General features: G+C 70.2%; 17 protein-coding genes. 5 read left to right on the plus strand and 12 right to left on the minus strand.

The features are described 5' to 3' along the window. Nucleotides 1-258: 258 nt before the first annotated feature. The 5 genes from UA74_RS10370 to UA74_RS10390 all read right to left on the minus strand — a co-directional run bounded on the left by UA74_RS10370 (nucleotide 259) and on the right by UA74_RS10390 (nucleotide 7,754). Nucleotides 259-582: a hypothetical protein gene (locus UA74_RS10370; protein ID WP_157434098.1), complete on the minus strand. Its 324-nt coding sequence runs from the start codon at nucleotides 580-582 to the stop codon at nucleotides 259-261. Nucleotides 583-805: 223 nt separating this feature from the next. Continuing rightward, nucleotides 806-1,660, minus strand: coding sequence for a M23 family metallopeptidase (locus UA74_RS10375; RefSeq protein ID WP_075740052.1), 855 nt, complete (start codon nucleotides 1,658-1,660; stop codon nucleotides 806-808). Between the two features lie 320 nt (nucleotides 1,661-1,980). Beyond that, on the minus strand, nucleotides 1,981-3,624 hold the full coding sequence (locus UA74_RS10380; RefSeq protein WP_075766067.1) for an amidase: 1,644 nt from the start codon (nucleotides 3,622-3,624) through the stop codon (nucleotides 1,981-1,983). A gap of 502 nt (nucleotides 3,625-4,126) precedes the next feature. Beyond that, nucleotides 4,127-6,904 carry a hypothetical protein gene (locus UA74_RS10385; RefSeq protein ID WP_075764286.1) on the minus strand — a complete coding sequence of 926 codons (2,778 nt, stop codon included), beginning with the start codon at nucleotides 6,902-6,904 and terminating at the stop codon, nucleotides 4,127-4,129. A 364-nt stretch (nucleotides 6,905-7,268) separates the two neighbouring features. Further along, the gene (locus UA74_RS10390) at nucleotides 7,269-7,754 is read right to left on the minus strand and encodes an Lrp/AsnC family transcriptional regulator (RefSeq protein WP_075740054.1); all 486 of its coding nucleotides are present in this window, start codon (nucleotides 7,752-7,754) and stop codon (nucleotides 7,269-7,271) included. Between the two features lie 118 nt (nucleotides 7,755-7,872). Between UA74_RS10390 and UA74_RS10395 the strand changes: the two genes are divergently transcribed. After that, on the plus strand, nucleotides 7,873-8,493 hold the full coding sequence (locus UA74_RS10395; RefSeq protein WP_198042982.1) for a LysE family transporter: 621 nt from the start codon (nucleotides 7,873-7,875) through the stop codon (nucleotides 8,491-8,493). Nucleotides 8,494-8,694: 201 nt separating this feature from the next. Here UA74_RS10395 and UA74_RS10400 read toward each other — a convergent pair whose 3' ends face one another. From UA74_RS10400 to amrS, 3 genes are read right to left on the minus strand one after another with little or no spacing between them, the layout of a single operon-like run. Continuing rightward, nucleotides 8,695-9,861 carry a pyridoxal-phosphate-dependent aminotransferase family protein gene (locus tag UA74_RS10400; RefSeq protein WP_157442200.1) on the minus strand — a complete coding sequence of 389 codons (1,167 nt, stop codon included), beginning with the start codon at nucleotides 9,859-9,861 and terminating at the stop codon, nucleotides 8,695-8,697. Beyond that, a complete protein-coding gene (locus tag UA74_RS32755; RefSeq protein WP_198042983.1) occupies nucleotides 9,858-10,280 on the minus strand; it encodes a cupin domain-containing protein in 423 nt (140 codons plus the stop codon). Before UA74_RS32755 ends, UA74_RS10400 begins: the two co-directional genes overlap by 4 nt. A gap of 14 nt (nucleotides 10,281-10,294) precedes the next feature. Then, on the minus strand, nucleotides 10,295-11,725 hold the full coding sequence (gene amrS, locus UA74_RS10410; RefSeq protein ID WP_075766069.1) for an AmmeMemoRadiSam system radical SAM enzyme: 1,431 nt from the start codon (nucleotides 11,723-11,725) through the stop codon (nucleotides 10,295-10,297). Between the two features lie 224 nt (nucleotides 11,726-11,949). On the opposite strand from amrS, the gene UA74_RS31685 reads away from it, so the two are divergent. The 3 genes from UA74_RS31685 (at nucleotide 11,950) to UA74_RS10425 (ending at nucleotide 13,509) form a co-directional block, all read left to right on the plus strand. Then, nucleotides 11,950-12,096, plus strand: a complete 147-nt coding sequence (locus UA74_RS31685; protein ID WP_157442201.1) for a hypothetical protein — start codon at nucleotides 11,950-11,952, stop codon at nucleotides 12,094-12,096. A 394-nt stretch (nucleotides 12,097-12,490) separates the two neighbouring features. Then, nucleotides 12,491-12,841, plus strand: coding sequence for a TFIIB-type zinc ribbon-containing protein (locus UA74_RS10420; RefSeq protein WP_075764292.1), 351 nt, complete (start codon nucleotides 12,491-12,493; stop codon nucleotides 12,839-12,841). Between the two features lie 8 nt (nucleotides 12,842-12,849). Next, nucleotides 12,850-13,509 carry an AAA family ATPase gene (locus UA74_RS10425; RefSeq protein ID WP_075740061.1) on the plus strand — a complete coding sequence of 220 codons (660 nt, stop codon included), beginning with the start codon at nucleotides 12,850-12,852 and terminating at the stop codon, nucleotides 13,507-13,509. 155 nt (nucleotides 13,510-13,664) lie between these two features. Here the strand turns inward: UA74_RS10425 and UA74_RS10430 are convergent, their stop codons facing one another. The 4 genes from UA74_RS10430 to UA74_RS10445 all read right to left on the minus strand — a co-directional run bounded on the left by UA74_RS10430 (nucleotide 13,665) and on the right by UA74_RS10445 (nucleotide 20,387). Next, complete coding sequence (locus UA74_RS10430; protein ID WP_075740062.1) at nucleotides 13,665-14,957, minus strand: hypothetical protein; 1,293 nt, start codon at nucleotides 14,955-14,957, stop codon at nucleotides 13,665-13,667. A 148-nt stretch (nucleotides 14,958-15,105) separates the two neighbouring features. Beyond that, nucleotides 15,106-16,917, minus strand: coding sequence for an ABC transporter ATP-binding protein (locus tag UA74_RS10435; RefSeq protein ID WP_075764294.1), 1,812 nt, complete (start codon nucleotides 16,915-16,917; stop codon nucleotides 15,106-15,108). Then, nucleotides 16,914-18,710: an ABC transporter ATP-binding protein gene (locus UA74_RS10440; RefSeq protein ID WP_083683092.1), complete on the minus strand. Its 1,797-nt coding sequence runs from the start codon at nucleotides 18,708-18,710 to the stop codon at nucleotides 16,914-16,916. Before UA74_RS10440 ends, UA74_RS10435 begins: the two co-directional genes overlap by 4 nt. Before the next feature lie 819 nt (nucleotides 18,711-19,529). Further along, complete coding sequence (locus UA74_RS10445) at nucleotides 19,530-20,387, minus strand: alpha/beta fold hydrolase (RefSeq protein ID WP_198042984.1); 858 nt, start codon at nucleotides 20,385-20,387, stop codon at nucleotides 19,530-19,532. Between the two features lie 198 nt (nucleotides 20,388-20,585). On the opposite strand from UA74_RS10445, the gene UA74_RS10450 reads away from it, so the two are divergent. Then, complete coding sequence (locus UA74_RS10450; RefSeq protein ID WP_404799972.1) at nucleotides 20,586-20,930, plus strand: alpha/beta fold hydrolase; 345 nt, start codon at nucleotides 20,586-20,588, stop codon at nucleotides 20,928-20,930. The last annotated feature ends 256 nt before the right edge of the window (nucleotides 20,931-21,186 follow it).

Here is a 21,186-nt window from a genome sequence, read left to right on the forward strand (position 1 = left end):
CGGCTCGGCGATGTCCGCCTGCTGGTCGCCGAGCACGGCGACTGCGTCGGGCGTCGGCGCGGTATCGTCCTGGTAGCCTTCTTGATTGAAAACTCTATTACTTCAGGGTGAATCGAAACCAATCACCAGCGGCCCGGACTGCTCAGCACTTCGCATCGGAATCGCATCGACCACTGCGCGGCCGAATCAGCCGGGAAGCGCGACACCCGGTCGCCTACCCGCCCGGGTGGTGACCGGTCGCGGCGTCGTGATCGGACCTCAGTCCACCGGGCCGAGGTCGAGTGCGAGTTGTGCCGCGTGGTCGAGCCGGTCCTCGTCCTGCCGCGAGGCCGGATCACGGCGACAGCGGGAGCAGGTGATCGGTTCGGCGGTGGGCAGCAGTCGAGACCAGTCCCAGCCGCCCACGGCGGTGCCACAGCCGAGGCCGGGCACACTCCGCCCGAGGAACCGGGCCGGGCGCATGGCGTGCACGACGGACGAACCGGGAACCCGCGCGTTGCGATCGGCGAACCGGTCGAGCGCGAAGGCCGCGGTCTCGGCGGAGATCACGCCGATCGGCTCGGCGACCTCATCGATGTTCACCAGCACACCGTAGTGCGCCCCGGCGGCCCTCGTCGCGAACCGCGCCACGGCCCGGCGACGGCCCGTCGCTGCGGTCCCGGCGGCCCTGGCCCGTCCGCAGGAGAAGACCGCCGAGCGCCAGAAGGCCTCGCTCCGAACGGAGCGAGGCCTTCTGCATCCGGCGCCCTTGACTCGTGCGACGCGAGCCGCCCGACCCGGCGGCGTCGGATGGTGGATCAACTGATCAACCGCAGTGTTCGAACGGGCTGGTATAGGACTGTCCGCCCGCCGAACCGCCCCACTTCACGCAGGTGGCTCCCGCCGCCCGGCGCACCGGACCCGCGTAATAGGAGAAGGACCCGGAGTCGGTGACCCGAGTCTGTCCCTGCACCTCGAGAAACGCCGTGGTCGCGGTCGGGGTGCCCAGCGAGGCGGACTTGAGGGTCACGACGCAGTTGTTTCGGTTGGCGGAGTTGTACGTCAGGTACACGGTGCCCGCATTGCCGAGCGCCCGCTGATTGATGACCTGGTAACCGCTGCCGCAGACCTGGCCGGGGGAATAGGGATTGCCGTTGTCGGAGCAGCGGTTGTTGCTGGTGAAGCTCGTGTTGCCGTAGTAAGGGACTGCGACTCCGTCCAGCGTGGCTCGCACCGGCGAACCCCCAGAACGCTGCTCGTAGTGCAGATGCGGTCCGGTGGAACCGCCGGTCGATCCGACATTGCCGATCCGCTGCCCCAGCCGCACCTGCGTGCCGACCGTGACGGCCTGGCTCGACAGATGCGCGTAGCGGGTCGTGAAGCCGGAGCCGTGGTCGATCTCGATCCATCGGCCGTAGCTGGTGCTTCCGGTGTTCTCGACGCGGGCGACCCGACCCGCGGCAGAGGCGACGACCGGAAGATTGTTGATGTTCGAGCGCTGGAAGTCGACGCCCTGCGCGGGGCTGTGATTCGATCGCGTGTTGGCGTTGACCGTCTCATTGCATTCGAACGGCACCTGGTAGTTCGGCGCGGCCAGCGCCGTTCCCTGGCCGGCCACCAGGCCGAGCAGGGAGATGGCGAAGGCCGTCGTCACTGCGCCTAATCGTCTCGTGAACGTCATACGCTGTCCTCCATGCACTGGAGCGGCGGCCGATCGGCCCGCCGCCGGTAGCACGAACCAGCTGATCTGACCACACGATCCGATCAAGGGGAATGCGTCCGGGGAATCTTTCGGTGAAAGATTCCCGTCGTCCTCGTTATTGTTCGGCGCGTCTTGTCGAGTCGATGATCCGCCCGGTAATCTGCCCGACCGGGTATGCGAACGTGTCGATCTCGATACCCGATGACGGCGCGGACGAGTCATCGACGTCTGCACTGCGGAATACCCCGCAGACCGTGCGACATCGTTTTCAGCCGGTCTCCGTCTGGGCGTCGAAGGACTCAGGCCGGTGTCAGCTCCGGTGTGCTCGCGGGCGGAATCCGGTGTCGGGTCGCCTGTTCGTAGGCGTGCCCGATGCCCAGCAGCGTCGGCTCGTCGAAGGCCCGCCCCAGCAACTCCACGCCCACCGGCAGTCCGTCGGCGGTCAGACCCGCCGGGACGGTCAACGCGGGCAGTCCGCTGTACGCGGCCAGCCGACAGTTCGCGTAGGACTGGCTGGTGCCCACCGGGGTCGCGGGGGCGGTGATCGTCGGATAGAGGATCACGTCCAGGTCGTGCGCCGTCATCAACGCGGTGATCCGTGCGTGCAGCACCTCGCGCTGCCGCAGCCGCTCCTCGTACTCCGGATGCGGCAGTTCCGGGCTGTCCACCCAGTTCCGCAGGGTCGACAGGACACTGGGCGTCACCAGACCCGAGGTCGCGATGTCGGCCAGGGTCACGAGATTCCTCGGCGGCTCGAGTCGTGCGAGGCTGCGGGGCGCACGTGTCCCCGGTGCGGCGAGATAGGCGTCGAGGTCCCGCTCGAACTCGTCGCGGACCACGTTCGCCGCGCCCGCCGCCGCCAGGATCTCCGGCTGCGGCCCCAGTTCCACCGTCTCGGCGCCTCGCGCGGCCATGTCCCGTGCCGCCGCGCGGACGAGATCGGTCGTGGGCTGTTCCTCCGGGGTGACGCCGAAGTAGTCGGTGAACAGGCCGATCCTGGCGCCCGCGAGCGCGCGGTCGTTCAAGGTGGACAGATACGTGTCCGGCACGCGGCCGACGGCGGCCTCGGTCACCGGGTCGTCCGGATCGTGGCCTGCCGTCGCGTCCAGCACCAGTGCGACGTCGCGCACCGACAGACCGAGCGGCCCGACGGTGTCCTGGGTGCTCGACAGCGGGGCCACTCCCGCGCGGCTGGACAGGCCCAGCGTCGGCCGCAGCCCGACCAGCGCGTTGTGCGCGGCGGGGATGCGAATCGACCCGCAGGTGTCCGAACCCATGCCCACCGGGGCGAACGCCGCCGCCACCGCCGCGCCGGTCCCCCCGCTGGAACCGCCGGGATGCCGTTGCTGGTCATAGGGATTGCGGGTCTGACCGCCCAGCGAGCTGACGGTGGTGATGTTCATGGCGAACTCGTGCAGGTTCGTCTTGGCCAGGATGATCGCCCCTGCCTCGCGCAGCAGGCGCACCTGGGTGGCGTCGTCGGGCGGTCGCAGCTCGCGCAGCGCGAGCGAGCCGTTGGAGGTCGGCAGGTCGCCCGTGTCGTGGTTGTCCTTGATCACAATCGGGATGCCGTGCAAGGGACCGCGAACCCGGCCGCTGCGTCGCTCGGCGTCCAGCCTGCGGGCCTGCGCCGTCGCCCTCGGATTGACGGTGATCACCGCGTGCAGGCCGGGCTGGTCGTCGTAGGCCTCTTCGTAGGCGTCGATCCGGCGCAGGTACGCCTCGACCAGCGCGGCCGAGGTGGTCTGTCGCTCCGCGAGCATCGTGGACAACTCGTGCACACCGACGCCGACGACCTCGGGCGCCGGGTTCCGCGGCGGCCCGGGCGGATGCGTCTCGGCCTGGGCGGCGGCCGGGACCGTCATGCCGACGGCCAGGGCGATCGCCGTCGCAGCCCGCCACCGTCGACCTCGACGGGTTGACGGTCGGTCTGATCCGAGCATCGCCATCCACCTCTCGCCGGAGCCTCGGACCGTAGCGGTCTCCGGTTTCGGCTGAACTGCACCCGGTTTGCCGTGATGTTTCACTTCTACCGGTGCGCGGGGGCGGGCGACAGGGGTCGTGCGACCGACTGGGAGACCGAGCAAGCGCCTCGACAGTCCATAGCGGACGGATTTCTCTTCTCCGGCGGAGCCTCGGTCGTCGCCCTTCGGCGGCCGGCCTCTCGGTGAGCCGCACCGCAGGCCAGGCCCGCCGCGGGCGGAAGTCCCCGTCGATCTGACGCCTCGTCGGGCCCGACCGTCCACCGAGCATCGTGGACGGTTCCTCACCGGTCCCTCGACCTCCGCCGCGTGGCGCAGCCGCGACGATCATCGGGGGCAGGTCGGTGCCCGGCGGCTCCCACAGCCTCCGATCACCGTGCGCGCCGAGAAGCCGCACGATTCGGCGACGGAGCGACGACCGAGCACCGACCCGCACTTCACCTGCCGGACCTCCGCCGAGGACTCACGGCGTCTCGCACCATCCCTCGGGGTCCCGGTTCTGATGCGCGCCGCAGAGTCCCTGGAGCTCCGGCACACCCGAGCCCTGGGACACCAGCACCGCGACCACCTTGTCCTCCGGCACCTGCTGGTCCACGCTGCCGCCGAAGTTGATCCGGCCCGTCTCGCCGCTGAGCGAGCCCTCACCGTGGATTCGACTCAGCTCGTGCTGCACCATGCCGGGCCGGACCGGGATCTGCAGGTTGTTGCGCTGCAGGTTGGTGATCGCCGTGGCGAAGACGTCGAATGCGTCGTAGGCAAGGGCGGCGTGACCGTCCAACGAGGGGTCGATCGTGGCGTTGCAGACGTCCTCGAAGAGCTCCCGCATCGTGGTGTAGAGGTTGCTCGGGGAGTTGCAGGACGGTGAGCCCACCGCGAAGGAGAGGTAGTGGAACGGCACCGTCGGCCATCGGCCCCGATCCTCGCGGTCGGCGGCGAACCGGGAGATGTCGTCGCCGCCCAGGATGGTCGGCGGATCGTCCTGACACCGGCCGCTGACCCCGCTGAGAAACGAGTTGAACTCGTCGGGCCGCCCTGCGAAGAAGATCAGGCCGGGATAGTCGCAGGACTGCCTACCGAGTTCGTTGGCGCGCAGCGCGTCCGGCGGCGCGGTGTCGGAGTCCTCCCTCGGCAGGTAGCGAAACCGATTGCTCCCGGCGTCGTCCCCGACGGCGGCGCCCTCGACATGGAAGCCCTGGGCCGCGAAGGCGTCGCCGACCTTCGACGTCAGGTCGGTGGCGTAGAGGTCGTTCTCGTCGGCGGGGGAGAGGATCCGGATCTCGCGGGTGATCTCGGCGGGCCCCGCATCGGCGGCGGCCAGGACGTTCGAGGCGAAGGCGGCGGCCACCTCGGCCTCCCTGGCGTTGTCGGGGGAGACCTGCCGGTACAGCGGGGATGCGGCGGGCATCTGCGCGGCGGAGAGCGTGGCGGCGACCATCGGCAGCCCCTCGTTGCTCAGCGCGCGGATCGTGCGACGGGTGGCCTCGCGACTCTGGTCCAGTCCGACCACGCCGACGAGCGTGTCGTCCTCGTCCGCCAGCCGCCCCACCTGCTGCGCGACCCATTCGCCGTGCTGCATGCGAGATCCGGCATTGGCGACGTGCACCCTGATCAGTGGCGACTCGGGTCCGCCGTCGAGCAGCCTCCGCTGCGCGGCGGCGATGCCCATCAGGCCCTCGTGCGTCGAGTTCAGCTCCGTGGTCTCGCCGGTGTCCATCGCGACCAGGTAGACGATGGTCGCGTACGGCCGGTTCGCGTTCTCCTCCTGCCGGTGCGCCGCCTCCACGTCGCGATTCGTCGTCAGGATCTGCCTCTCGATCGCGCTGATCGCGGGCGACCCGCCGTCCAGGAACACGTGCGAGTCACCGCTCACCCCGACGCACTCGCCGTCATCCCGCAGGGCGATGGTGGCCGCGTCCCGATCCCACGGCAGGATTCCGCACGCCTGATAGGTCTGTACGGAGCCGATGGTCAACTGGCCGGTGCCCGCGGCGACGGCGGCGGCGAGCAGAACCGCGACGGTGCGGGTGTAGCGTCTGCGGGCCCACCACGGCGGCGATCGGAAGGCGAACCGCCTGATCCCGTCGAGCTGACGGCGGTGGCGCTGCGGCTCGGCGGGCGGCGGCGGAATCTCCAGCGGCAGGTACCAGGCGGTGTGGTGGCGGGTCCGGCTGTAGTGGGCGAAGAGGGTCAGCCAGTGTTCGTAGGCGTCCTCGGCCTCGACGGCGGGCCGGGTCTCGAGCGCTCTGGTCTGTCCTTCGTCGTCCGCTGCCCCCAGCTCGGCCGGGTCGGGCGGAATCACGGTGCTGCCGCTGACCACGACCAGCGGGTCGAAGGCGCCGATGTCGTTGCGGACGTCGTTGATCAGCCGTAACAGTCGGTTGCCCCCGTTGGCCGGGGTGATCCTGTCCAGCAGCAGCACGGTGTAGGTGGTGCGGCGGAAGGCCCGTAGGAAGCGGGGAAACGGTCGATGGGCCGCGCGCACGTCCTCCAGGAAGGCGTTGACGATCAGCCGTTGGAGCTGGCCCTGATCCTCGTAGACGTTGAGGTTCCTGGTCAGGCGTTCGGCGAACCCGATGAAGGTGCCGGGGTCCTGCGGTGCCAGGTACGGCTGCCGGAGCAGCCAGCGGTACTCGTTCCCGACGCCGGGAATGCGACCGCGTAACCGGACGGCGAACCGGATCGCGCCCACGGCACGCAGCAGCACGGCCCAGCGGGAGTCGAAGGCCTCGGCGGCGGGCTCGCCGTCGCGGCTGAGTCGGTCGCGTCGCCGAGAGCGCAGCGAGAGCCGGGCGCGAAGATCGACGTCGTCGGCCTCGGAGAATTCCTGTCGGAGCAGCCAGTCGACCAGATGAAAACGACTGAACCGCATCCTTCCGTACTTGGTGTTCGCGCCGGTGGACAGTTGCACGGCCAGGTCGCGCAGTGCCACGAGAATGAGTTCGGTCTGGTCGGCGGAATCGTCTGCTTCGGCGGTGAACGAGTGTCGGGCATGCGGCACCCGTCGCGGCGTGGCGTTCTTGAGTTGATCAGCGAGCGCGGTGAGCAGCTCGGCCTGTTCCTCCCCCCGGGACAGGCACAGCATCGGAATACCGCGTCTGCCGCGCTGGTCGACCGGCACTTCGCCGAGCAGCGGCCGGGTCACCAGCTTCCGCAGCAGCTTGAGCACCTGCGGAGCGCCCTCGAACGCGGGCATGGCGGTGCCCGGCCGCCCGGTCGGATGAATTCGATCGGTGGTCGTCACAGTTGATTCCCCCTGTCCCCGAATCACCACGGTTCTGCGTCGTGGCACCGGCGAATGGTCGCCGTCAGCTGCCTCCGCTCCTTATCGGAGGAGTCGTTCTCCGACGCACCGCGATAATCATCCCGCAGCGGCCCGACAGTTCGACGTCGGGATTTCGGCGCCGGTCGACGTTCGTTCGACTCGAATGGGTGAAGATCGCGACACTGAGTTCGCCAGACTAGTCCAGCATGCCTGCCGGATCCACCAGCATTCTGCAATCACACTGAATCGCAATCTCCGGCCGTCGTCGAATCGATTCGACGACGGCGTGTCGGCCGAACTCGGGATCGGTGTGCCTGCCGATGCCGCCGCCCGCCGCAGCCTGCTAGGTCCCCGTTCGACGCCGCGCCACGCCTGCGTCGAGCCCGCGCCCGCGCGGACCCGGCACGACCGACATCGGGCGCAGGATCAGCCGAGTCGCGGTGGCGGCGACGCCCGCCCGCTCCTTGAGATCGCGCAGCAGGGCGTCCAGCGCCGCGACGTCCGGCGGCTCGGCCCGCACCACGTAGTCGAACTCGCCGGTCACGTGATGAACCTCCACGATGTCGGCGAACGAGGCCACCGTCGCCTCGAATCCCGCATTGTCCTGCCCGGGCCGCAGCCGGAGGTCGATGAGCACCTGGAGGGCCTCGCGCCCGGTCGCGACGGGATCGATGAGGACCTTGAGCCGGACGACTCCCCGGGTGGTGAGTCTGCGCAGCCGCTCGGCCGCCGCATTGGCGCTCAGGCCCACGGCCGCGCCGAGGCTGCTGTAGGAGATCCGAGGATCTCGCTGCATTTCACGGAGGATTGCCCTGTTGATCTCGTCCATACCGCCATGGTCTCGCCAGATCGCCGGGTTCGACCTGCATTCGATGATTCCGGCGGTCGATACTCCCCCTTCGGCGGCGATGTTCCGCCGAACGGGGGATCACAGGGGGACGGCGGAGATGGTGACGGCGTTGGCGAGCGGATTCGGCTTCGGGCTGTTGGTGGCCGCTCAGGTGGGACCGATCTGGCTGCTCTGCGTGCGCGGCGTGCTGCACGGCGGGGTGGCGATCGGCCTGGCCCTCGGGCTGGGCGCGGCCATCGTGGACGTGGCGTACGCGGCGTTGGGCGTCGCGGGAGTCGCGACGGTCCTCCAGTTGGGGGGCGTCCGAATCGTCTTCGGCGCACTCGGCGTCGCCGTGCTGCTCGTCCTCGGCATCCGCGCCCTGCGCTCCGCCCTGCGGGACGGCCCGGCGGACCCGGCCGTGGACGGCGTGTCCGGAGTGCGGCCCGCCTTCCTGACCGGGCTCGCGGCCACGGCGGCCAATCCGCTGACCATCCTGTCCTGGGCGGCGGTCTTCGCCGCCGTCTCTGCGGCAGGCACCGCCGACGGCTCTGGCAGCTCGCCGATCCTGCTGGTGGGCGTCGGCATCGGGACCTTCTGCTGGTTCGCGCTGCTCTCGGTCCTGGTGGCCGGGCTGGGCCGCTTCCTCGGGCCCCGGCTGCGCCGAACGATCGACCTGGTTGCGGCCTGCGGTCTGCTGGTGTTCGCCGTGGTGCTGGCCTGGCGGATTCTGGCCTGAGACGGCACCGGCAGGCAACGCGGGTCCGGCGAGGACTGCGCGGCAGCCGAAGCCGCCTCGGCGTCGGGCGGCACGTCGGGGGTTCTCACGACGCCCCGCCGGGCGGGGCTCGCCGGGGAGGCGTCTCGGACGTCCGTGCTGCGCGGCGAACCGGACGTGCGGCGCGAACCAGACGGCCCCGGCGGAGCGGCCGGGCGAGGCTCAGCCGTCGGGCACGTCGAACTCGGCCAACGCAGCCCCGAGCGCGGCCAGCGTCCGGTCCACGTCGTCAGCCGTGTGATTGCCGAGATGGCCGATGCGCACGGTGTGCTTCGCGGCAGTCGGATGGGTGCCCGCCTGAAGCACGACGCCGTGTCGTTCGACGGCGGCCACCAGCTCCGCCGCGCCGATGCCCGTCGGGGTGCGGAACACGGTGACGCCGTGGGCGCGGTCGGCGGCCGCGGTGAACAGCCGCAGGCCCGTCGTGGCGAGTCCGTTCCGCAGTCGGGCCGCCAACGCCGTATGGCGGCGGGTCCGCTCCCCGCCTTCGGCGACGATCAGTCGCAGGCTCTCGGCCAGCGCACTCACCAGACTGCCCGGCGGAGTCTGGAAATAGGCGAAGCCGCCCGCCGCCAGCGCGCGCATCACCGGCAGCCAGCGCCCCAGATCGAGGCTGTAACCGCGCGGCGACCACGTTCGTTCGATCAGGACCCGCAACGCCCTGGTCCGGAGTGAGACGAGGAACAGGCCGCCGGGTCCGCTCAGCGCCTTGGGCGGCGAGGTGAGGTAGGCGTCCACATCCCAGTCGTCCTGCCGGACCTCCTCCGCGCCCGCTGCGGCGATGCCGTCGACCAGGCTGAGCGCGCCGTGCCTGCGGGCGAGCGCGGTCAAGGCCGCGACGTCGGCGCGAACGCCGCTGCTGGAGTCGACGTCGGTGAGCAGCACCGCCTGATACGACTCGTCTCGCAGCCGCGACGCCACCTCGTCGAGATCGAGACCGCGACCCGGCTCGGCCCGCAGCACTCGGCTCGACAGGCCGAGGCTCGAGCACAGCTCCTGCCAGCGCTCGCCCCACATCCCGGTGGAGAGCACGAGCGCGGGCCGTCCGGGGTCGAGCAGGCTCACCGCGAGGCTCTCCATGCCCGCCGTCCCCGACCCCGGCACGATGAACACCTCGCCCTCGGCCGTGCCGAGCACCGGTCGCAGCAGCTGCATCGTCTCCCGGACCTCGGCAAGGAACCGGTGGTCGGTGATCGGTGGCGCCTGGTCGGCGAGCCTGCCGCGCACCGAGGGCGCCAGCCTGGTCGGGCCGACCACCATCGCCAGCGGCGCGGGCCGGGATGCGCGCTCCTCGGTCGTCCCGGCGCCGTCGCCGCCTCGCGTGGTCATCGGCCGTCGGCCCACTCGACGTAGTCCTCGCGGTGCGGGGTGAACACGTCGAGCGCGACCGAGCGCTCCAATGCCCACACCTGGTGCTCGATCCCGCCGCGTACCACGAAGCTGTCGCCCGGCCCCGCCTCGAAGGTCTCGTCCCCGGCCTGGACCCGCACCCGACCGGAGACGAGATAGGCGAGCTGCTCATGCGGATGGCTGTGACGGGGGAACACCGAACCCTTCTCCATCACGTGCTCGACGAGCATGAGCCGGTCGTTGTAGGCCAGGACCCGGCGCAGCAGCCCTGGATAGGCGTCGGCACCGTCCACCGTGGCGGCGGGCACGATGACGACGTCGCGGTCGAGTCGGGACGCGTCGGTCCCGTCCGCCGCCGGTCGGGTTCCGGGGCTCGCGGGCTGGGAGTCGCTCGGCACGGCGTTCCTCGCCTTCACCTGGTCGGACGGACGTAAAGCGGCAGCGGGGTGACGTCGGCGTTCACGGTCCCCGCCTCGGCCTCGGTGGTGGGGAAGTGCGCCCGGTCGAAGACCTGATGCAGGCTGGAGACGCAGCCAGGGGGAACGGCGACGACGACGCCGGTCTCGTCCGTAAGCGACTGCGCGGCGATGAACCGATAGCTCTCGCCGCCCCGCAGGTCGACGCGGGTCCACTCGGTGGGCGTCCCGCCGGAGCGCAGCCGTCGGTGGTAGACGCTCCTCGGCTCGTCGACGTCGTTGCGCACCCGGATGTGCACGGCGCGGACGTCGCCCTCCCAGTCGAAGCCCGCGACGTCGTGGGGTTCGCTCGTGGGCAGATCGGGGACGGTGGGCAGGGCGGGCACCTGATCGGGAATCCGCCGGATTCGGGCGTGGGTGCCGCATCGGGTGCAGTTCCCCTCGGCGGTCAGACCGAGCAGCCGGGCGTTCAGCCCGTAGCGGGTGATCTGGAGCGCCCCGCAGCTGCGGCACCAGGTGTTGGCGGCCTCGGTGTCGTACACGTTGCCCAGGTAGACGTGGTCCAGCCCCATGTCCAGGGCCACCTGCCTGGCGCGTTCCAGCCGGTCCACCGGCGTGCGGATGGTGTTCGTCATCTTGTAGTCGGGGTGGAAGCGGACGAAGTGCGTCGGCACCTCCGGCCCGAGCCGCTCCCCGACGAAGCGCGCCATGTCGCGCGCGTTGTCCTCACTGTCGCTGAGGTCGGTGACCATCAGCGTGGAGACCTCCAGGTGCCTGCCGGACCGGTACACCTGCTCGGTCGCGGCCAGGACCGGCTCGATCCAGCCCTTGGTGATCTTCCGGTAGTACTTCGGGTCCATGGACTTGATCGAGACGGAGAAGATGTCGATCACCGGAATCAGTTCCTCGACGGCCTTCTCGGAGATGAAGAACGCCGACTTGTAGAGGTTCAGGATGCCTTTCTGGCGAGCGAGGGTCGCCGTCTCGGTGACGAACTCGTGCCAGACGACCGGATCGTTGTACGTCCAGGAGATGACCTTGATTCCGTGCCGGACCGCGATGTCGACGACTTCCTGCGGCGTGTAGTAGAAGACGTCGGAGTCGGCGACGAAACGGGCCTGTGACGTCTTCCAGTTGTGGCAGTAGTCGCAGTTCAGCATGCAGCCGATGTTCCCCATGGAGAGGATGCGGGCGCCGGGTTCGAAATGGAAGACGGCCTCGGTCTCGATCGTCTCCTCCGTGGCGTGCACCGATCGGCCGTAATTGAGGCTCACCAGCGTGCCGCCTCGATTAGCCCTGACCATGCAGAATCCGTGTTGACCTGGCCTTATTCGGCAGTTCCTCGGGCTCAGCCTGCATTGGACCACGCCGTCGCCGAGGTCGTCCTGCAGCCGGGCGGGGTAGCCTTCTTCCTGCCATTTCTTCATGATCACGGCCTCGTTCCGGCGGGCGGGTCACGACGCCGACGGCCGATTTCTTCGATCAGCGATCGGTCGCCGTCGTCCGAATTGTCCTTCGATCGGCATTCCGCCTCGGGTGCCGCATACGGTCGTCGGCGATCAGTCGGCTTCGACGACGGCATCCCGGCACGAACGACGGTGGGCCGGTCGGCTGGCTTGGCGTGGTGGGGAGAAAGCGGTGCTTCCGTGGCTTGAGCATCAACGATATCGAGGAGGAATTCGATGACGCGGTGTCCGCTGTGGACGATCCGTCGTCGCTCGCCGCCGGGGCGGTGCTGATCGACTGCGGCGAAATTCGACCCGAGTGTGATGCCGATTACAGAAAAGCAGGGCGGTGACGCGCTGTCAAGGGTCGTCACCCCGAGTCTGCATGACGTCGGAGGTGCGGGCTCCGGCGTTCGCGGCGTCTGCCGTGCGGCGGCATCGGCCGCCCGCCGCATCGACCGTGCGCCGTCGGGCGATCGTCGCGGCTGCGCCGTCCACCGCCTGCCTGACGACGCCCTCGACTGATCGGCGGCGCGGTCGACGCTCTCCGCCGGACCGGTCGGACGACGGGACCACGACGGATGCGGGCCTCGCCCGCGCTGACCTCGTCGATCGGATCGGCTTGCGATCTGCTCCCGCCCCGGGTGCGTGAGGTTCCGGTAAGGGCGCCGTGAAGCGCCTGTGAGCTGCGAAGACACCTTTTTCGAGAAAGATCGACATGTGCCGTCGTATGCGTATGCTTGCATAGTGGTTTGTCCCAAGTGTCAGAACTTGATGCGCACCTATGAGCGCAACGGCGTCCATCTGGAACAGTGCGAAGGCTGTCGCGGAATCTTCCTCGACAGAGGCGAGCTGGAGCAGATGACCAACGCGGAGCAGAGCTTCTACGGCTCGGCACCCCCCTTCCAGCCTGACGGCGGCCATCGGCATCACGGCGGCCACTCGGACTCGCCTCGTCCGTATCAGGGCCACCGTCCCGACTCGCCCGGCCCCTACCGGGGTGGCCACGGCGGCGGACACTACGAGGACTCGCCTCGGCCCTACGGCCAGCGGCGGGATCGCGGCCCCGGCGGGTTTCTTCGGAACCTGTTCGACTAGTCGCGAAGATGAATCTGCTCGTCTGCCCCGGCTGCGGCGATCGCACCGACACTCCCGTCGTCGCGCCCGCCCAGCCGGTGCTCACCTGTACGACCTGCGGCCATGAGCGACGATTCGCCCGCCGTCCGTTGTTCGCCCTCGTCGGGCCCAGCGGCACCGGCAAGTCGACGGTCGCCAGGCTGCTCGCCGAGCGGCTGCAGGACCGTGCCGTCGTGTTGGAACAGGACGTCCTCTGGCTCGCCGGACTGCGCGATCCCGCCGAGGACCACCGGCTCTTCCGGTCTACCTGGCTGCGGCTCGCGGCGATGATCCACCAGAGTGGTCGTCCCGCCGTGCTCTGCGGAACCGTGGTGCCGATCGAGTTCGAACACCTGCCGGAACGCGCCCTGTTCAGCGAGATCCGCTACCTCGGGCTGGTCACCGACCGCGAGACGCTCGCCGAGCGGCTTCGCGCCCGTCCGGCGTGGCGGCAGTGGTCGGAGCCGAGGATCACCGAGACGCTGGAGTTCACCGACTGGCTGGTGGCCAACGCCGCCTCGATGTCGCCGCCGGTCCGCCTGCTGGACACCACCGGGGTGCCCACGTCGGACACCGCCGACGAGGTCGCCAGGTGGATCCACGACGAACTGGACCGCGATGCCGCAGGCGACGCCCCGGCCGAGGACTGACGCCGTAGCGCCGAATCGGCCTGCGCATTCCGGCTCCCCCGCCTGCGGGCGCGGCCGAACGACGACGAGAACGCCTGCCCACCCCGCCGCTCCCGCCGCACCGGTCTCGTTGGCCTGCCGGACACCGCCGCCGACCAGCGACGACGCGCTGTCGATCACAACTCCGCGAGCCGCCGCTCCAGTGCCTCGGCACGCACGTCACTGAGCCGCAGGGCCACGGTCAGCGCCGTCTCCCACGCACGACGAGCCTCGGCATCTCGACCGGCGGCGTGGTGGGCGGTGCCCTCGGTCGTGCGGGCGTTGACCACACACCACAGCCAGCCGATCCGCCGGGCCAGATCGGCTGCGGCGTCCGCCATGGTGACCGCGTCGTCCCAGTCGCCGAGGGCGAGGCGCATCTCCGCCAGCCTGGCCAGGGTGAACGCGGACAGGACGGGGGAGTCGACCTGGTCGGCCAGCTCGGCGGCCCGTAGTTGGGCGCTCACCGCGTCGTCTTCTCGGCCGAGGTGATGCAGGGCCTGGGCCCGATAGGACCACACGTTGGACAGGCCGTCGATGCAGTCCACCGAGGTGAACGCCCGCTCCGCCTCGGCGACCCGGTCGAGCACCCGACTCGCGTCGAGCGGCGCATCCTCGATGCTGTTGCGATCCAGGGCCGCCCTGGACAGCGCCGTCAGCGTCCAGCCCAGCTCGCGCTCCTGGCCCAGCTCGGTGCGGATGCGCAAGGCCTCGTCGAGATAGGCCGCCGCCCGGTCCCAGTCGGTTTCCTCGATGGCGATGACGCCGAGCGCATGGAGCATCCAGCCCTGGCCCAGCAGGTCCTCCGCTGCCCGCGCCGTCCGCAGCGCTGCCTTGGACGCCGTCCGCCAGATCACCCACGGCTTGGTCAGGGAGAGGTACTCCCACCAGACGACGGGCAGTTCCCAGGCCCGCCTGGTCAGGCCCGCGGCCGTCGCGAAGCGGACCCAGGACACCAGGTCGCGAGACCAGGTCTCGCACCAGGCGCGCCCCGCCTCGGCGGAGTCGAAGACCTCCGGTGTCACGCCGTCGGCCGGGGCACCGGGGGTCACTGCGGGGCCGCTCACGTGCGTGACGGCCTCATTCGCGTTGACGGCCGAGTGCACGAACCAGTCAGTCGCGCGCCGGGCCAGCAGCGCCCGCTCCACGTCCTCGACCTCCCCGAGTTCCTCGGCCAGCGCCCGCTGCGTGTCGTCGTAGTCGTATCGCTCCTGCTCACGGACCAGCAGCGCCCGGTCCACGAGGTCCTCGAGCAGCCGTCGTGCGTCGTCGACCTCGGCGGCGAGCACGGCGGCGGCGAGTCCGGGGGTGATCGGAGTGGGCAGCAGGGCGAGTCGCCGCCACGCTTCCCACCGTGCCCGCCCCAGCCCCTCGACGGCCCTCCGTCTCGTCTCGCCCTGTGCCGTCGCGCCGTTTCGATCGTCACTCATGACTCGGATGCTCGGCTGCTCTCGGTCGTTCGGCCACTCGAGAGCAGCCGAGCAGACGAGGCCGCCGGGGCCCGGTCCGCGCCCCGGATCGGCCCACCCGGCCTGCGGCGACCTCCCCTGCGGCCCCGGCAGGAGTCAGCCGATCGGATCAGGCCGTCTCCACCGTCGCGTCGGTGAACTGGGCGGCGTACAGCCTGGCGTAGGCCCCGCCCGAGGCCAGTAGCGCATCGTGGTCGCCCTGCTCGACGATCCGGCCGGACTCCATCACCAGGATCACGTCGGCGTCACGGATCGTCGACAGCCGATGGGCGATGACGAAGCTGGTGCGGCCCTCCCGCAGCGAGGCCATGGCGTGCTGGATGAGCACCTCGGTGCGGGTGTCCACCGAGCTGGTCGCCTCGTCGAGGATGAGGATCGCCGGTTCGGTGAGGAAGGCCCGCGCGATCGTGATGAGCTGCTTCTCGCCCGCGCTGACGCCCTCGCCCTCGTGGTCCATCACCGTGTCGTAGCCCTCGGGCAGGGTGCGGACGAAGCGGTCGACGTGGGTGGCCATCGCCGCCTCGACGACCTTCTCCCGCGTCGCGCCGTCGACCCCGTAGGCGATGTTCTCGGCGATCGTCCCGCCGACCAGCCAGGTGTCCTGTAGGACCATGCCGATCGGGCGGCGCAGCTCGGCGCGCGACATCGTCGCGATGTCCACGCCGTCCACGGTGATCCGGCCGCCGGTGACCTCGTAGAAGCGCATCAGCAGGTTGATCAGGGTGGTCTTGCCCGCCCCGGTCGGGCCCACGATCGCGACCGTCTGACCGGGCTCGACGGCCAGCGACAGGTCCTCGATCAGCGGCGTGTCCTCCTGGTAGCGGAAGGAGACCTCCTCGAACGCCACCCGTCCCGTGACCCGATCGGCCCGAGGCGCCGTCGCGGGATCGCGCTCCTGCTCCTCGGCGTCGAGCAGTGCGAAGACCCGCTCGGCGGAGGCCACGCCGGACTGGAGCAGGTTCGCCATCGACGCGATCTGGCTGATCGGCTGATTGAACTGCTGGGAGTACTGGATGAACGCCTGGACGTCGCCGATGGTCATCGAGCCGGAGATGATCCGCAGGCCGCCGATGACCGCGATCAGCACGTAGCCGAGGTTCCCGATGAAGCGCAGGGCGGGCTCGATGACGCCGGAGACGAACTGCGCGCGGAAGCTGGAGGCGAACAGCGCCTGATTGTGCTTCTCGAAGGTGTCCGCCGCCTGCTGCTGCCTGCCGAACGCCTGGACGAGGGCGTGACCCGTGTACATCTCCTCGATGTGGCCGTTGAGCTTCCCGGTGGCGGTCCACTGCCGGACGAACTGCGGCTGGGCCCGCTTGCCGATGGCCATCGTGACCAGGATCGACAGCGGCACGCTGATCAGCGCCACCAGAGTGAGCACCGGTGAGATCCAGAACATCATCACCAGCACGCCGATCAGCGTGAGCACCGAGGTCACGATGCGGTTGAGCGCCTGCTGGAGCGTCTGGGAGATGTTGTCGACGTCATTGGTGATGCGGGACAGGACCTCGCCGCGCGGCTGCTGATCGAAGTAGCCGAGGGGCAGCCGGGTGAGCTTCGTGGCGGCCTGTTCCCGCATGCGGTACGCGGTGGACAGCGCGATGCGGGCCGTCAACCGTCCTCGGATGAGGGTGAAGCCCGCCGAGGCCACGACGATCGCGATCGCGACGAGCAGCACCCGGCCGATCGCGGTGAAGTCGACGCCGGAGCCGGCCAGGCCGGTCACGACCAAATCGGTGACTCGGCCGAGCAGGGCGGGGACCACCACCGACAGTGCGACGCTGACGGCGGCGAGTACCAGGATGACGATGATCAGCACGAGATCGGGGCGCATCGAGCCGATCAGCCTGCGGGCGGAGCCCGCGAAGTCCATCGGCTTCTTGCTCGCCGCCGTGTTCCGATCCGCGGCAGCCGTACTCATGACGCCTCCTGCTCGGTGAGCTGGGAGAGCACGATCTCCCGGTAGGTCTGATTGCCCGCCATCAGCTCGGTGTGGGTGCCGGTGCCGACGACGCGGCCCTCGTCCAGGACGACGATGCGATCGGCGTCGCGGATGGTCGAGACCCGTTGGGCGACGATCACGAGGGTGGCGTCCTGGATCTCTCTGGCGAGTGCGGCGCGCAACGCCGCGTCGGTGGCGTAGTCGAGAGCCGAGAACGAGTCGTCGAAGAGGTAGATCTCCGGCCGCGCCACCAGGACCCTGGCGATGGCCAGTCGTTGCCGCTGTCCGCCGGAGACGTTGTTGCCGCCCTGTCCGATCGGACCGTCGAGTCCCTCCGGGAGCGCGGCGACGAACTCGGCTGCCTGTGCCACCTCTAACGCGTGCCACAGGTCGGCGTCGGTGGCGTCGGGTCTGCCGTATCGCAGGTTGGTCGCGATGGTGCCGGAGAACAGATAGGGCTTCTGCGGCACCAGCCCGACGATGCCCGGCAGCGTCGCCCGGTCCAGCTCCCGGACGTCGACGCCGTTGATGACGACGGCTCCGCCGGTCGTGTCGGCCAGTCGGGGGATCAGGTTCAGCAGCGTCGTCTTCCCGCTCCCGGTGGAGCCGATGACGGCCGTGGTCTGGCCTGGACGTGCGATCAGGTTCACGTCCCGCAGGACCTGTTCCTCGGCGCCGGGATAGCCGAAGTCGACGCCCCGGAGTTCGAGCAGGCCGTGACCGGCGTCCGCGGTCCTCGGGCTCGGCGGGCGGGTGAGGCTGGTGGTGGTGTCGAGCACCTCCTGGACGCGTTCGGCGCAGACCCGCGCCCTGGGCGTCATCATGAAGGCGAAGGTCGCCATCATGACCGCCATCAGGATCTGCATGAGGTAGCTGAGGAAGGCGATCAGCGCACCGAACTGCATCGACCCGCCTGCGATGCGGTGGCTGCCGAACCACATGACGGCCACGCTGGAGAACTCCATGATCAGCATCACCGCAGGCATCATCACGGCCATCAGCCTGCCGAAGCGCAGGGAGACGCTCATCAGCTCGGTGTTCGCGCCTGCGAACCGCTGACGTTCATGCTCGTCGCGGACGAAGGCGCGGATGACGCGGATTCCGGTGATCTGCTCGCGAGCCACCCGGTTGACGTCGTCGATGCGCTCCTGCATCTGGCGGGCCAGCGGACCCATCCGCCCCACGATCGCCAACATCACGATGATCAACGCGGGCAGGATGAACAGCAGCAGCCCGGACAGCGGCACATCCTGGTTCAGGGCCATCAGCGCGCCGCCGATGCCCATGATCGGCGCGGGCACCATGAGGACGAACCCCATGAGCACCAGCATCTGCACCTGCTCGACGTCGTTCGTGGTGCGGGTGATGAGCGAGGGCGCCCCGAACCGGCCGACCTCGCGGACGGAGAACTCCTGGACTCGGCTGAAGACGGCCGCCCGGATGTCCCGGCCCACCGCCATCGCGGTGCGGGCGGCGAAGAACACCCCCGCCGCGGCGCAGGCGATCTGCAGGAGCGTCACGCCGAGCATCACGGCGCCGCTGCGCAGGATGTAGGCGGTGTCACCACGGATGACGCCGTTGTCGATGATGTCGGCGTTGAGGGCGGGCAGCCAGAGCATCGCGAGCATCTGGCCGAACTGGAAGAGGATCACCAGCGCGACAGAACGGCGATGCGGACGCAGGTGCACGCGCAGCAGCCTGCGCAGCGAGCCCGGCGTCCGGCGACCGGCTCGCGGACCCGCCTCGGAGGTGGCCGAGTCGGTCGAGGTCATCGGAGATCTCCGCTCTCGTGGGACGGGGAGTGGCGAAGACCGCCGAGCGCGGGTGTCGTGAGACGCCACGGGACTGAGCCTTCAATACCACCTGTCGAGCGAGAATCGACGGGGAGGACGGTCACGATGGAGACCGTCGGCCTGGACCGCCGAGGGACAGGCGCGTCGGACGTGGGGCCGCGTGATCGGGCGGCGGCGTGGGCTGCCGAGTGGTGAATTGCGGCGTGGTGGGCGCAGTCATGCTCTCATCCTGGTACCTGAACAATACTTGAGGTCAAATCGAGCGCGGGTATCGCGCCTGATCGTGGCGGGTGGGACCGGGAACGCGGAACGCGCGGACCAGTCGGACCGGCCTGATGGCAACGGACGGAGGCGGGTGCGGAGTTCCCCGCCGGAGTCGCCCGGCCGACGCGAGGACTCCCGCCCGTTCGGCCCGGCGGCTGCGGCGGACGGCGGCCTGCCCTGCGCAGGCGCTCACCACATCGGGTGATGGTCGCCGAACCCGGTCGTGAAGTGTGTTCGAGGCCGATGCCGGGGAGACGTGGGGTGTCGTGCATCACCACGGCTTCTCGGACACGACGCCTCCGATTCCGTGCGAGCCGCCGCAGGCGCGACGGGCGGCCACCGCGTGAGACAGCCGGGGCGGGTTCGGCCCGCGCCCGGTCGAGGATGACTCCTCCGACGGCCGCCGGGCAAGCGGATTTCCCGATGCACGCCGGGCCTGCGGAGCGGCGGAACCAGGCAGAGTGGTGCCGGACAGCTTCACCGTTCGGCCGGATGGCGTGCGCGGGTGTCACGAGACCGGGGTGTGCGAACCGATCAGGTGCCGGACAGGAACTCCCGCAGCAGCGCCCGGAACTCGGCGGGCCGCTCGCGCCATGGCTGGTGTCCGGCACCCGCGACCACCGAGGACTCGGCGTCCGGCAGCGCCGAGACCAGTGCGTCGACGCCCTCGCGGGGACGGGGATCCTCGGCGCCGTGGACGACCAGGACCGGCGCTCTCACCCGCGCGCACGCCGCGCGCTCGGCCTCGCCCGCCCAGCGGTCGCACTCGGCGTTGAGCGCGGTGTTGGCGGCCGAGTTCAGCGGCAGCGGGGTGACGGCGTCGGCTCCGGCCATCGCCGCCGCGCGCGTGGGATCGGCGAAGTCGGGCTGCCAGCACAGCGTGCGCCACTCCACCTCCTCCGCGTGGGAACGAGTCTGCCGGGCCAGTTCGTCTCGGCGGCGGAGCTGTGCGGTGGTGAGCCGCGCCGCCGCGCGGGAACGGTAGGCGGCCCGGTGCCGGGGCCAGTCGAGGCCGACCCCGTCGCAGTACACGAGACCGATCACGCGGTCGCGGAAGACGCTCGCGTATCTCAGCCCGAGCGTCGCGCCGAAGGAGTGACCGACGACGAACCACCGCTCGTGGCCGAAGTGCGTGCGCAACTCGTCGAGGTCGGCGACGAGGCGGTCCAGGCGGTGATCACCGTTCGGTGCCGAACGGCCGCAGCCGCGTTGGTCGAAGCGATGGGTGCTGAACCGGTCGGCCACCGCCTCGGCCGGAGCGGCGAGGTAGTCCCACATTCCCGGCCCGCCGTGCACGAAGACGACGGCGGGCGTGCCTGTGCGTCGGAGGGATCGGGTCCAGAGCACGGCGCCGTCCGACAGCGACACGGACTCGATCGTCTCGGCGGGCACGAGATCGACCGTAGTCCGTGCGGTGCGGGCCGGTCGACGTCCTGCCCGCCCGCCCGCTCGGTCCGCGTCCGGCGGGTCGGGTCGCGCCGCTCGGCCGCCGCGCCGGGCGGGCATACTGATCATTCCGCCGCGTCGACGACCGCCCGGCGTCGCCGGTGACCGTCGAGGACCGGATTCGCCCGTCGCCGGGCGGGACGCGTGCCCGTGCCGTCCTTCGGCGTCCCGACGCTCGGCGGCCCGACCGACGGGCCCATCTCCCGCGAAGGCAACGACGAGGTCCAGTTGGCGCTGTTCCGCGACTACCAGAACAATCGCCCGCTCTACCCGTTGCTGCACGAATTCCTCCGCACCAGCGGGGTTCCGGTGCTCGCCGTGTGGGGGCGCAACGACGAGATCTTCGGCCCGGAAGGCGCACAGGCCTTCGCTTGCGACGCCGAGGACGCGGAGGTGCGCTTGATCAACAGCGGGCACTTCCTGCTGGAGAGCCACCTGGACGTCGTCGCGGGTTACCTGCGCGGCTTCCTCGGGCGCGTGCTGCGCTAGCGGTGCCACGGCGCACGGGTGCGTGGACGGTCGCGTCGTTCGCGCAGCGGTGTCCGCCTGCGCCGTGGATCGCCGCCCGGGACCGCTGCCTGCGTGCATCAGACCTCGATTCTGCGGGGCCGAGCAGACGGATCGAGGAACCGCCCGCAACGCGGGACCAGGCCCCACCGGGCCGGACCAGCACCGGGCCCGGCCCGACGCGCCGGGGTACGCCCGCCTTGCCCGGTCGATGTCGACTGCTGGTTCAGGAGGTTCG

It is taken from the genome of Actinoalloteichus fjordicus, assembly GCF_001941625.1.
Lineage (GTDB): Bacteria > Actinomycetota > Actinomycetes > Mycobacteriales > Pseudonocardiaceae > Actinoalloteichus_A > Actinoalloteichus_A fjordicus.

What these genes read in the sequence shown, in the direction of transcription:
- UA74_RS10375 (WP_075740052.1), bottom strand. Translation starts at nt 1,660, where the DNA reads ATGACGTTCACGAGACGATTAGGCGCAGTGACGACGGCCTTCGCCATC.
- UA74_RS10380 (WP_075766067.1), bottom strand. Translation starts at nt 3,624, where the DNA reads ATGCTCGGATCAGACCGACCGTCAACCCGTCGAGGTCGACGGTGGCGG.
- UA74_RS10390 (WP_075740054.1), bottom strand. Translation starts at nt 7,754, where the DNA reads ATGGACGAGATCAACAGGGCAATCCTCCGTGAAATGCAGCGAGATCCT.
- UA74_RS10395 (WP_198042982.1), top strand. Translation starts at nt 7,873, where the DNA reads ATGGTGACGGCGTTGGCGAGCGGATTCGGCTTCGGGCTGTTGGTGGCC.
- UA74_RS10400 (WP_157442200.1), bottom strand. Translation starts at nt 9,861, where the DNA reads ATGACCACGCGAGGCGGCGACGGCGCCGGGACGACCGAGGAGCGCGCA.
- amrS (WP_075766069.1), bottom strand. Translation starts at nt 11,725, where the DNA reads ATGAAGAAATGGCAGGAAGAAGGCTACCCCGCCCGGCTGCAGGACGAC.
- UA74_RS10425 (WP_075740061.1), top strand. Translation starts at nt 12,850, where the DNA reads ATGAATCTGCTCGTCTGCCCCGGCTGCGGCGATCGCACCGACACTCCC.
- UA74_RS10430 (WP_075740062.1), bottom strand. Translation starts at nt 14,957, where the DNA reads ATGAGTGACGATCGAAACGGCGCGACGGCACAGGGCGAGACGAGACGG.
- UA74_RS10435 (WP_075764294.1), bottom strand. Translation starts at nt 16,917, where the DNA reads ATGAGTACGGCTGCCGCGGATCGGAACACGGCGGCGAGCAAGAAGCCG.
- UA74_RS10440 (WP_083683092.1), bottom strand. Translation starts at nt 18,710, where the DNA reads ATGACCTCGACCGACTCGGCCACCTCCGAGGCGGGTCCGCGAGCCGGT.